The sequence below is a fragment of the Gracilibacillus sp. D59 genome (assembly GCF_052246695.1).
Lineage (GTDB): Bacteria > Bacillota > Bacilli > Bacillales > Amphibacillaceae > Gracilibacillus.
Window position 1 is genome coordinate 135,239 of the sequence record NZ_JBQQCK010000003.1, and the last position, 12,370, is coordinate 147,608.

At 40.5% G+C, this 12,370-nt stretch carries 9 protein-coding genes; all 9 read left to right on the top strand.

The features are described 5' to 3' along the window. The first annotated feature begins 4 nt into the window (after positions 1–4). The 9 genes from ACTWP4_RS06955 (at position 5) to ACTWP4_RS06995 (ending at position 12,329) form a co-directional block, all read left to right on the top strand. On the top strand, positions 5–2,401 hold the full coding sequence (locus ACTWP4_RS06955; RefSeq protein WP_443128038.1) for a 3-hydroxyacyl-CoA dehydrogenase NAD-binding domain-containing protein: 2,397 nt from the start codon (positions 5–7) through the stop codon (positions 2,399–2,401). A 21-nt stretch (positions 2,402–2,422) separates the two neighbouring features. Further along, a complete protein-coding gene (locus ACTWP4_RS06960; protein WP_443128290.1) occupies positions 2,423–3,607 on the top strand; it encodes an acetyl-CoA C-acyltransferase in 1,185 nt (394 codons plus the stop codon). 62 nt (positions 3,608–3,669) lie between these two features. Next, a complete protein-coding gene (locus ACTWP4_RS06965) occupies positions 3,670–5,442 on the top strand; it encodes an acyl-CoA dehydrogenase family protein (RefSeq protein ID WP_443128039.1) in 1,773 nt (590 codons plus the stop codon). 35 nt (positions 5,443–5,477) lie between these two features. After that, complete coding sequence (locus ACTWP4_RS06970; RefSeq protein WP_443128040.1) at positions 5,478–7,145, top strand: long-chain-fatty-acid--CoA ligase; 1,668 nt, start codon at positions 5,478–5,480, stop codon at positions 7,143–7,145. Positions 7,146–7,937: 792 nt separating this feature from the next. Next, positions 7,938–9,164: a multidrug effflux MFS transporter gene (locus tag ACTWP4_RS06975; protein ID WP_443128041.1), complete on the top strand. Its 1,227-nt coding sequence runs from the start codon at positions 7,938–7,940 to the stop codon at positions 9,162–9,164. A 169-nt stretch (positions 9,165–9,333) separates the two neighbouring features. After that, on the top strand, positions 9,334–9,492 hold the full coding sequence (locus tag ACTWP4_RS06980; protein WP_443128042.1) for a hypothetical protein: 159 nt from the start codon (positions 9,334–9,336) through the stop codon (positions 9,490–9,492). A gap of 330 nt (positions 9,493–9,822) precedes the next feature. Then, positions 9,823–10,572, top strand: a complete 750-nt coding sequence (locus tag ACTWP4_RS06985) for an alpha/beta fold hydrolase (protein ID WP_443128043.1) — start codon at positions 9,823–9,825, stop codon at positions 10,570–10,572. 9 nt (positions 10,573–10,581) lie between these two features. Then, the gene (locus tag ACTWP4_RS06990) at positions 10,582–11,184 is read left to right on the top strand and encodes a TetR/AcrR family transcriptional regulator (RefSeq protein ID WP_443128044.1); all 603 of its coding nucleotides are present in this window, start codon (positions 10,582–10,584) and stop codon (positions 11,182–11,184) included. Positions 11,185–11,294: 110 nt separating this feature from the next. Next, the gene (locus ACTWP4_RS06995) at positions 11,295–12,329 is read left to right on the top strand and encodes a S8 family peptidase (RefSeq protein ID WP_443128045.1); all 1,035 of its coding nucleotides are present in this window, start codon (positions 11,295–11,297) and stop codon (positions 12,327–12,329) included. The last annotated feature ends 41 nt before the right edge of the window (positions 12,330–12,370 follow it).

Sequence of the window (12,370 nt, forward strand, 5' to 3'; positions counted from 1 at the left end):
TCGTATGGAAAGACAAATTCGACGTGCAGCTGTAATTGGTTCAGGCGTTATGGGTGCAAGTATCGCAGCCCACTTAGCAAACGTGGGGATCCCTTGTCTCTTGCTCGATATTGTCCCAGATCAATTAACAGAAGATGAGAAAAGAAAAGGACTGAATCGAGATAGAAAGGAAGTCCGAAACCGTTTAGCTGTAAATGCGATCAAAAAACTTAAGAAAACAAAGCCAGCCCCACTATATGATGAGGATTTGGCATCGTTTATAACCCCTGGCAATATTGAGGATGATCTGGAGCGAATAAAAGAAGTTGATTGGGTTGTTGAAGTGATTGTTGAAAATCTTAACATTAAGAAACAGCTTTTCGAACGCATTGAAACAGTATGGGAGAAGGGGACAATTGTCAGCTCCAACACGTCTGGCATTTCCATCAATGCAATGGCTGACGGGCGTAGTGAGGAATTTAAAAAGCATTTTCTCGGCACACACTTTTTTAATCCGCCCCGTTATATGAAACTATTAGAAATTATTCCAGGCAAGCAAACACTACCTGAAATCGTAGATGTGATGAATCAATTTTGTGAGAAAAAGCTCGGCAAAGGGGTCGTGATAGCCAAGGATACGCCGAATTTTATCGCTAACCGGATCGGAGCATACAGTCTGCACGTTACACTAAACGAAATGCTTTCTAAAGGCTATACAGTCGAAGAAGTTGATGCCTGTACCGGTCCGGCAATGGGGCGTCCGAAAAGTGCGACATTTCGAACGTTGGACTTAGTGGGACTCGATACGTTCGTACACATTGCTAACAATATGTACGAAAAAGTGACAGATGAAGCGGAAAAAAAGGTGTTTAAGGTTCCGGAGATTTTACGGGAGATGGTAGCAAAAGGCTGGATTGGTGAGAAGGCAGGGCAGGGCTTTTATAAAAAGGTGAAGAACGAGAAAGGGAAGAAGATTCTCTCCCTTAACCTTCAGACGATGGAATACGAGTCGCAAAAGAAAGCAGTCGGAGCATCTTTGGAAACAGCAAAAATGGCAAAAGGTGCAAAGCAGAAGCTGAAGGCGCTTCTAAGTGCACATGATCGTTACTCGGAACTCGCCTGGAATACACTAAAAAAAGTACTCATTTATTCAGCGGAAAAAGTCGGGGAAATTGCGGATTCGATTCTGGAAATTGATGAAGCAATGAAGTGGGGCTTTAATTGGGAACTTGGTCCATTTGAAACGTGGGATGCAATTGGATTGGAAACATCAGTAAAGCGGATGGAAGCAGAAGGACTGAGCGTTCCACAATGGGTGAAAGACTGGCTCGAAGCAGGGAACAAATCATTTTACAAGAAGCAAGAAGGTACGACGTTTTTCGTTTTAGATGGTGCCTTCAAACACATGGAGCAAAAGCCTGAAGTGATTTCACTACGGACGCTTAAAGAGCAAAATAAGGTTATAAACGCTAATAGTGGAGCCAGTCTGATTGATCTTGGTGATGGAATCGCATGTCTCGAATTCCATTCCCCTAACAATGCGATCGGTGCAGATATATTAATGATGATTGAGCAAAGCATCGAAGAAGTCCGTAGTAATTACGATGGCCTCGTCATCGCCAATCAAGGCCGGAATTTCTGCGTTGGCGCAAACTTAATGATGCTCTTAATGGAAGCGCAAGATGAAGAATGGGATGAAGTCGATCATATTATCCGCATGTTCCAGAGTACAATGTATCACTTAAAGCATTTTGAGAAGCCTGTCATTGCAGCTCCGCATCAGATGACCTTAGGCGGCGGTGTTGAAGTTTGTCTGCCGGCCGATCAGGTTGTCGCCTCAGCAGAAACGTACTACGGATTGGTCGAGGTTGGCGTCGGGTTAATTCCAGCAGGCGGAGGGTGCAAGGAACTCATCTGTCGTCTTAGCAACTCCGTTACCAATCCTGAGGTTGATTTACAACCATATGTCAACAAAATTTTTGAAACGATCGGCATGGCAAAGGTATCGACAAGTGCTCTAGATGCAAAAAAACTTGGCTATTTGCGTGATGAGGATACCGTTGTCGTCCATCAGGATCATCGCATTTATGAAGCAAAGCAAGCCGCACTACGGTTGGTTGAGCAGGAATATGCTCCAAAGCTAAAGGAGGACATTCGCGTCGTCGGAAGCGAAGGGAAGGCGGTGTTGAAGTTAGGTGCCTACCAAATGAAATTGGCAGGTTATATCAGTGACCATGACCAATTGATTGCCAATAAACTGGCTCATGTATTAGCTGGGGGGGATGTTCCTGCGGGGACACGAGTGAGTGAACAATATATGCTTGATCTCGAACGGGAAGCCTTTTTAAGCTTATGCGGTGAGTCGAAAACTCAACAGCGTATGCAGTACATGTTAAACAAAGGGAAACCATTGCGTAACTAAATTAGAAATGAGGTGAATTGTGTGAGAGAAGCAGTGATTGTATCGATTGCACGCACACCGGCGGGGAAGGCAAAGAAAGGCGGATTTGCCCAAACACGCATAGAGGACTTAGGAAATACGGTTTTAAATGCGGTCATGGAGCGGGCTCCTGGATTAAAGAAAGAAGATGTGGAAGATATCATTATTGGCTGTGCCATGCCAGAAGGGGAACAGGGATTAAATGTTGCAAGAATTATCTCCCTTTATGCTGGTTTTCCAGCAGCCACTCCAGCTATTACGATTAATCGATTTTGCTCATCTGGCTTGCAGTCAATTGCGTTTGCCGCAGAGCGTGTCATGCTAGGTCATGCAGATGTTGTCATTGGCGGAGGAGTAGAGAGTATGAGTCATGTCCCGATGTCGGGGTTTAAGATGTCCCCACATCCGCAAATTGTCGAGGATATGCCGGAAATCTATATGGGGATGGGATTTACGGCTGAAGAAGTGGCAGAACGATTTGATGTTTCACGAAAGGATCAGGATCGCTTTGCTGCAACGAGCCATCAGAAAGCAGCAGCAGCAGTCCGGGCAGGGAAATTTAAGGAAGAAATCGTCCCGGTGCAAACAGTGCTTAAAGGAGTCGACGAGAACGGCAACCGTTGGGAAGAACAAAGCGTTGTCGACACGGATGAAGGGGTTCGTCCGGATACAAGTGTTGACGTACTGGCAGGATTAAAGCCGGCATTTAAGCAGGGAGGGACCGTAACTGCCGGAAACTCGTCGCAAATGAGCGACGGTGCAGCAGCGTGCGTAGTGATGAGTAAAGAGAAGGCGGAAGCACTTGGCCTAAAACCATTAGCTACGTTTAAATCCTTTGCAGTTGCTGGCGTTGAACCTGAGATTATGGGGGTTGGCCCGATTAAGGCGATTCCAAAGGCTCTCAACATGGCAGGGGTTAGTCAGAATGACATCAAGCTTTTTGAAATAAACGAAGCATTCGCAGCACAATGTCTGCCAATCATTCGTGAACTGAATATTGATGAGGAGAAAGTAAACGTGAATGGAGGAGCAATTGCACTTGGCCACCCTCTCGGTTGTACAGGAGCCAAGTTAACCTCAACCTTACTTTATGAGTTGAAACGTCGAGGCGGCGGGTACGGAGTCGTTTCAATGTGTATCGGAGGCGGTATGGGTGCCGCTAGCGTGTTTGAAGTGCATTCAGGGTAAAATGATGCGTGAAGCGCGCTGAATCACCATGCCAGCACCACGATAGAAAGGGGAACTCCATGATGGATGAAAAAATAGTTGGTGGAAGTTTTATTATTGATGATGTCGATTATAATTCAGTAGTCACACCTGATGATTTTACCCAAGAGCAACGAATGATTGCCGAAACTACAAAGGATTTTATTGAAGGAGAGATTCTGCCGCAGGACGAAGCGATTGAAAGCTTAAATTATGATCTTACGGTAAAACTCCTACAAAAGGCAGGAGGATTGGGGCTTCTTAGTGCGGATGTGCCAGAGCAATATGAAGGTCTTGGTCTAGATAAAGTAAGCTCGACGTTGATAAGTGAACGATTATCTAAGGCATCATCTTTTGGTTTATCCCTTGGTGCACATGTCGGTATTGGTACCTTGCCGATCGTTTACTTTGGAACAGAAGAGCAAAAGGAAAAATACCTGCCCCAATTAGCGAGCGGTAAAAAAATTGCAGCCTATTGCCTGACAGAACCATCCTCTGGTTCAGATGCGCTTGGTGCAAAAACAACCGCCACGTTATCTGAGGATGGTACGCACTATATTTTAAACGGAACAAAACAGTTTATTACGAATGCAGCCTTTGCTGATATTTTCATTGTTTATGCGAAAGTGAATGGAACGGATTTTAGTACATTTATTATTGAGAGAACGATGGAAGGAGTCAGTGTTGGACCAGAAGAAAAGAAAATGGGGATCAAAGGCTCCTCGACCTGTCCGCTCATTTTGGAGGATGTGAAGGTTCCTGTAGAGAATCTGTTGTGGGAGGTTGGAAAAGGTCATCTTATTGCCTTTAACATTTTGAACATCGGCCGATTTAAGCTTGCAGCTGGGTGTCTCGGTGCCTCCAAGGATACAATTGAACTAGCATCGGCCTATGCGAATGAGAGAGTTCAATTTAAGCAGCCAATCTCATCCTTTCCTCTCATTCGTAAAAAATTAGCAGAAATGAATATTAGAGCGTATGTTCTTGACAGTATGGTCTATCGGACGGCAGGATTAATAGATTCGAGTATGAATGATATTGATTTCAATAGCTCAGACGCAGGGGTGGCGTCGGCTAAGGCAATTGCTGAGTATGCGCTAGAGTGTTCGATCAATAAAGTATTTGGCTCTGAGACGTTAGATTTTATTGTTGATGAAGGAGTCCAAATTCACGGTGGCTATGGGTTTATACAAGAATACAAAATCGAGCGCATCTATCGTGATTCGCGCATCAATCGAATATTTGAAGGAACAAATGAAATCAACCGTTTACTCATACCAGGTACACTTATTAAGCGAGCGATGAAGGGCGAACTCCCGCTGATGCAGAAAGCACAAAAATTGCAAGAAGAGCTACTTACATTTATTCCACAACGGACGTTTGACGGGCTCTTGGAACAAGAACAATACATGATTAAAATGGCGAAGAAAATCTTCCTCATGATTGGAGGTCTAGCGGTACAAAAATACCAGCAAAAGCTTGAAAATGAACAAGAAATCCTAAGTTACCTAGCTGACATCATGATCCAAGTTTATGCAGCTGAAAGTGCGTTTCTTAGAACGAAGAAGCTGATCGCAAAGCAGGGAGAAGAGAAAGCTGCCAATGCGATCGCAATGACACAAATATTTGTCCACGAATCCTTTGAAACAATCGAATCTCTCGCTAAGGATTCTTTAGCTGCGATGGAATCAGGCGATATGCTCAAGACTCAGCTATCTATCCTAAAAAAGCTAGCTCGCCGAACGCCAATCAATACGATTTTACTGAAAAGACAAATTGTTGATCGTGTCATTTCAGCCGAGAAGTATGTCGTTTAACAACTGTATGCCATAGCCAAAAAGGAGAGTTGGGTATGTCTGAAAAAGTATGGTTAAAGTATTACCCCAAAGAAGTCGCACCGTCATACGAATATCCAAAGCAAAATTTGGCTCAATTCATGATAGATACAGCAGAAAAATATCCTCAACATAAAGCGCTGTTTTTCTATGGAAAAAAGTTCACATATAAGCAGTTATTAAAGGAAACATACCAGTTTGCCAATGTCCTAAAAGAGTTAGGGGTTGAGAAGGACGATCGGGTAGCGATTATGCTCCCGAATTGTCCTCAATCCGTCATCGCTTACTACGGAACATTATTGGTTGGTGCGATTGTCGTTCAAACAAATCCACTTTATGTGGAAAGAGAATTGGAGCATCAGCTGAATGATTCTGGAGCGACAGTTCTTATCGCCTTGGATCATTTATTTAAGCGTATTAAAAACGTATTGCCGAAAGTAGAAGTAAGACATACAATTTTCACCTCATTTAAGGACTACTTACCATTTCCTAAAAATATACTTTACCCGATAAAAGCAAAAAAAGATGGTTTATCAATGGAGGTCATCTTCGAACAAAATACGCATTCGTTTAAGAAACTTCTATCTAAAGCATCGGCTAATCCGACGACCGTCCAAATCGATGCAGAAGAAGATTTGGCTCTGCTTCAGTACACAGGCGGTACAACTGGCGTGTCCAAAGGTGTCATGCTTACCCACTATAATCTTGTCGCGAATACTTTGCAGACGAGAGCTTGGGTATACCGTAGTGAGGAAATGAAAGAAGGATACTTGGCGGCGCTCCCATTTTTTCATGTATTTGGAATGACCACACTCATGAATCTTTCGATAAGATTAGGAGGAACGCTCATTCTTCTTCCTAAGTTTGATGCAGACATGATATTGAAGCTAATTGACAAATTAAAGCCGACTACATTTCCTGGAGCGCCAACGATGTATATGTCATTAATCAATCATCCAAAAATAAAGAACTATGATTTATCGTCCATTAATATATGTATTAGTGGTGCGGCCCCGCTTCCCGGCGGGGTCCAGGCAACGTTCGAGAAGATAACCGGGGGCAAGCTAATTGAAGGCTACGGTTTAACCGAAGCTTCTCCCGTAACACATGCGAATAACATTTGGGAAAAACGAAAGCTTGGCTCGATTGGGATTCCTTTTCCGGATACAGTCGCAAAGGTTGTCGATCCGGATACTGGTGAAGAACTTGAAAACGGTGAAGTGGGTGAGCTGATCGTTCAAGGACCACAGGTTATGAAAGGCTACTGGAAACGACCGGAGGAAACGAGTAACGCCTTAAAGGATGGATGGCTATATACAGGTGATATGGCGAAAATGGATGATGAAGGCTTCTTTTATATTATCGATCGAAAAAAAGACCTCATCATTGCCGGCGGATTTAATATATACCCTCGAGAAATTGAGGAGGTCTTGTTTGAACATCCAGCAATAATGGATGCAGTTGCGGCAGGAGTTCCTGATGAATACCGAGGTGAAACGGTGAAGGCTTACATTGTATTAAAAGAAGGTGCGACAACAAACGAAAAAGAGCTCGAAACCTTTTGTCGAGAAAGACTTGCCGCATACAAAATACCACGAATATACGAATTCCGCGAAAGCCTGCCAAAGTCATTAATAGGAAAAACCTTGCGCCGATTGTTAGTTGAAGAAGAGCAAGAAAAATAAAGTCTGATAAGGAATAAGCTGTTAAACAGCATACACTTCCTGAAATAGAGAAAGCGAATACATTGAGGTGTGAGGCAGGAACAAAAGTGATTCGATAAAAATTAAAAATCCGGATGATTATATCAATTCTACGATTAGAAATTGTTATCATTCGGAATTTTCTATTGCGTAATAGGAACAGGGGTAATTTTGACATGTATAAAATGTTTGAAAACCGCTACGGCTTGCCCACTTGCTTTCCGAGGGGCGTGTCTTCAGCTAACTTTTGTAAAAAAAATCACTTTACAAAAGTTAGCTGAGGATAAAACCCCACGGAAAGGTGAGCGGGCAGCCGGAGCGGATGTTTAGCAGTTCAAACATTACACTATTCGTCTTTGGAGTGGAAAAAATTGATTTGCCCAGACTCTTTGTAACAATAAGACGCATAAGAACCAAAAATAGAAAGTGAACAAGTCAAAATGGTACTTAAAACTGGTTTAAGTACCAAAAATGAGACCCAATATTATAAATTTGGTAGTTAGGAAGGGAATAAAAGATTTCCCCATAAAAAGAAAAATGGAAATAAAGGATCAGGTAATGTTCCTAACATGCCTGATTTTTTGTTTGTTGATTATCACGGTGCTAATCGTCCGTAAAACCCTCGATGATGGAAGACTCACTTTATGTAAAATACTTGTACATAGAACATAATTAATGAAAAATTTTAAATAAAGTAATACACTATTTAAAGTGGTAAAAGAATAAAAGTTTAATAGCTTCTTATCAAAATCCAAAGCAGAAGGAGAATGAAAATTGAATACGTTAACAAATACAAAACGGTTACAGTTGGCTATTCTATTAGGATCACTATCCATACTTGGTCCTTTTACAATAGATATGTATTTGCCGTCATTTCCAACTATTGTAGAAGACTTTCAAACAAATGCTTCTTTAGTACAAATTAGCTTAACAACTTGCTTATTAGGACTAGGCTTGGGGCAGTTAATCATTGGGCCGATGAGCGATGTACTGGGTCGTCGTAAACCATTACTTATTTTTCTCGGCTTATATTTCATATCTTCTTTAACATGTGCTGTGGCACCTAATATTTATGTTTTGATCGTTTCCCGTTTCATCCAAGGCTTTGCAGCTGCAGGTGGACTTGTTATTTCCAGGGCAATAGTTAGAGATCTTTACAGTGGAAGGGAATTAACTAAATTCTTTGCTACGTTGATGTTAGTTGGAAATCTTGGTCCAATTGTTGCACCGGTAATGGGTGGTGCTATTCTCTCCTTTGCAAATTGGAATGTAGTTTTCGTTGTCTTGGCGTGCGTTGGTTTAATTTTAACATTAACAATTTCATTTAAACTTGAAGAAACATTATCAACAGAAAGGCGTATACCAAGCAATTTTAAGCAAGTCATCGGTAATTTTGGTTCCTTATTAAAGGACAGGGAATTTACTGGTTATGCTTTTACGCAAGGTTTTACTATTGCAGGAATTTTTGCTTATGTATCCGGTATTCCTTTTGTCTATCAAAATATCTATGGCGTTTCGCCTCAAGTATTTAGTTTATTATTTGGTGTGAACGGTATTGGATTAATTATTGGTACTCAAATTGTTGGGCGAATATCGATTGTTTCAGAGAAAACTTATTTGAAGATAGGTTTAGCTATTTCTAATTCGGCTGCTATTTTATTGCTTATAGCTCTTCTGTTAAAAGCACCATTAGTAGCTGTTGCTATTCCTATTTTCTTTCTCGTAACTTCTATCAGTATTATTGCAACATCTTCTTTTTCTTTGGCTATTGAAACAAAGGGGCATATTGCAGGAAGTGCATCTGCATTACTAGGTGTATTGCCATTTTTACTCGGTTCATTAGCTGCTCCACTTGCAGGAATAGGAGGGGAACATACAGCTATTCCAATGGGGATTGTTATCTTCTTTGGAAGCTTTTTAGCCTTTTTATCTTATTTTGTATTAGCCCGAAAAGCTCCAATTAAAGTAGACGATGCAAAACGAGTTGTAAATAACAATTAGAACACATGACAAGAAACCACCTTACTATTCGGAACTCAATCCGAATAGTAAGGTTTATTTTTGTACTTTCAGAATGTATATACGAAAGTGGAACAGCTTGTGCATCTGAATGAAACGTTCTTAGACAACCTCTCTTCGCCATAAATTAGTTAAGAAGGGAGAGATTCTTTTGAGACAATTAGATTGGACTATGATATTGTTTGTTAGTTCTTCATTATTGCATGAATATTGGTTGTTATCAGGTCTACCCCGCATTTACTACTGGGATGTGAAAAGACAACATGTAAATAATGTGAAGGAGGCCGATGAGAATAGAAAAACTGCTTAATAGATCAACGATATGAATCGCAAGTACAGAGCAGTAGCATATCAAATAAGGAAAATGAAGTGTCGGAAAAATATTGACAGTCAGCGGGAACAGTGCACACCACAACCAACTACTTTCTCGTTTGGCGAATGTCTCTAGGTTAAGCGAGTAAGGTGACAGATAAATACAGAGGAGCGCATGCCTTATTTGTATGGATTGTAACATTTACTCGATCATTAGAAAGACCATTAAGTTTTTCTTTTTTTTTTTACATTTTATGATTGACTAAACGTTCAGTCAATCATAAAATTGAGTACATAATTGAAATATAAATTGGATGGAGGGTTTACCATGGATTTGCATTATCAGATAAATGGAGAAGGACATCCTATAGTACTTCTCCATAGTGGAGGGACGGATTTGAGAGACTGGACATTTTTAGCTCCACTCTTAGCTAAAGATTATAAAGTTGTTACATTTGACGTGCGTGGAATTGGAAAATCACCATCACCAATTGAAAAAGCCAATTATGTTGAAGATTTATTATTACTTATTGATCATCTAGAGCTAGAGACGGCAACACTTGTTGGTCATTCAATAGGAGGGCAAATTGCAACAGAGTTTGCGTTGAATTACCCGGAAAAAGTAAAGAACCTGATTTTAATTGCACCATCATTATCAGGTTTTAATTATTCTCAAGCATTTAATGAGTATATTAACAGCATAAACCAGGTTGCTCCAGACATCGATCAAATGCTTGATGTCTCTTTGAGTGGTTCGTTGTATCAAGTTGTCATGTCAAGCCCACATCGAGATATAATGATTCAAATGCATCGAGACTACTTTCATCGGGTTTTAACATGGCCTAAATTTGAAATCATCTGGCCACAACCACCTGCTATTGAGAGATTAGATGAATTATCGATGAACACATTGTTTATTATAGGTGAAAAAGATTTTCAAGATAATCATCGTGTAGCAGAACATTTTAATAAAGTTCCGAATGTCCGTTTCTTTGAAATAGCAAATGCAGACCATATGGTAACACTTACTCATCCAGATGAGTTATTTGCGAAGATTGATAATTTTATGAAGGAATGATTTGTACCTATGCCAAGAACTCACGAAGAGAATGAACGAATTCGTCAAAAAGCAAAAGAAAATATACGACACAAAGCGATGAAGCTGTTTATTAAACAAGGGTATCATGCGACTTCTATAAGTGATATAGCGAAAGAAGCAGAAATCTCTAAAGGCTTACTTTACAATTACTTCAAAGGAAAAGAAGACCTTCTTGCGACAATGGTTGAAGAACAAATTGGAAAATTAATGGAAGTGATGGAGGGTGCTTTGTCACTTAATACCCCAAGTGACCAGTTAAAATATATTGTAAATCATGCAATAGATAATGTTTACACAGATCCTCATGTGCATCGTTTTTTTCTACACTTACAGACACAACCTGAAGCAGATGAAGAGTTAATTAAATATAGTAAACGGATCGTCGAGGAAAACGCAAGACAATTTGAGCTACAATGTGAAATGTTTGAAAACTTAGGAGTGGAAAATTCTCGAAAAAAATCTTTATATTTTTCTTCTACCTTGCAAGGGGTGATGTTGATGATTTCAACTTATCCTCAGACATTTCCAGTTGAAGAAATCAAAACACAAATCATACAAAAATTTTGCCAATCATCGAGCAATGAACGTTGAATCATAAGATACAACACTGTATTGAGTGAAAAGTATTTATGAACGCCTAGTACACTTTTCCTCCTTGATGAATTTACTAGTATTAGTGGATTGTAGCAAGGAGGAGAAGTATGGCACGGGTACGCTTAATTCCATATAAAATAGAACAACAGATTAATGACACGAGTGAAATTCCTGTTGGTATAGAGATGATTCAAGCACCAAAAAAGTGGGAAGAAGGTTATAAAGGTAGAGGTGTTGTTGTTGCTGTAATTGATACAGGATGTGATCGAAACCATCCTGATTTAAGAAACTCAATCATTGATGGGAGAAATTTTACTACTGAAAATTATAGCAATCCTCGAAATTTTTCCGACCAAAACGGACACGGTACACATGTTGCCGGAACGATTGCAGCTACGCTCAATGGTCGAGGTGTAGTCGGAGTAGCTCCTGAAGCAAAATTATTAATATTAAAAGCTTTTGATGCCAAAGGTTCTGGAGACTTTAGTAGTATTATACAAGCGATCCAACATGCTATTAAATGGCGTGGTAACAATGGGGAAAAGGTTCAAGTTATTTCGATGTCCTTTGGTGCAAAATGGGATGTACCAGAGCTTCATCAAGCGATTCGAAAAGCCGTTGCCAATGACATTTTAGTTGTGTGTGCCGCTGGAAATGAAGGTGATGGAAACGTACGTACAACAGAACGACTTTATCCCGGGTATTATAAAGAAGTAGTGCAAGTGGGTGCTGTAGATAATGAGGGTAATATGGCAGATTTCACGAATACAAATAATGAGGTAGACTTAGTGGCACCTGGTGTTGACGTGATGTCGACTTATTTAAACGGGAAATATGCGAAGCTGTCGGGAACTTCCATGGCAACTCCTCATGTTTCCGGAGCTGCTGCGCTTCTAATTGAGCAAATGCAAAAGGAATTTGGCAGAACCATAACAGAACCTGAAGTATATGCGCAACTTATTAAATCAACGTCTCTCTTAGGGTATAGAACAAGAGTGGAAGGCAATGGTTTGCTTACTTTAACTAACGAGTCTGTAAATAGAGGGGATTCAGATCATCTAAAAGAGAAACAAACCTCGTCAAAGGTTAAAAGTAATACAACAGAAGGCGGTGGTTTCGTTATTTCAGATGCAAAAGTATAAATCAAACTGGTTTCAATTGAATGAACCGCATGAAATAAATG

What these genes read in the sequence shown, in the direction of transcription:
- ACTWP4_RS06965 (WP_443128039.1), top strand. Translation starts at nt 3,670, where the DNA reads ATGGATGAAAAAATAGTTGGTGGAAGTTTTATTATTGATGATGTCGAT.
- ACTWP4_RS06970 (WP_443128040.1), top strand. Translation starts at nt 5,478, where the DNA reads ATGTCTGAAAAAGTATGGTTAAAGTATTACCCCAAAGAAGTCGCACCG.
- ACTWP4_RS06955 (WP_443128038.1), top strand. Translation starts at nt 5, where the DNA reads ATGGAAAGACAAATTCGACGTGCAGCTGTAATTGGTTCAGGCGTTATG.
- ACTWP4_RS06995 (WP_443128045.1), top strand. Translation starts at nt 11,295, where the DNA reads ATGGCACGGGTACGCTTAATTCCATATAAAATAGAACAACAGATTAAT.
- ACTWP4_RS06985 (WP_443128043.1), top strand. Translation starts at nt 9,823, where the DNA reads ATGGATTTGCATTATCAGATAAATGGAGAAGGACATCCTATAGTACTT.
- ACTWP4_RS06990 (WP_443128044.1), top strand. Translation starts at nt 10,582, where the DNA reads ATGCCAAGAACTCACGAAGAGAATGAACGAATTCGTCAAAAAGCAAAA.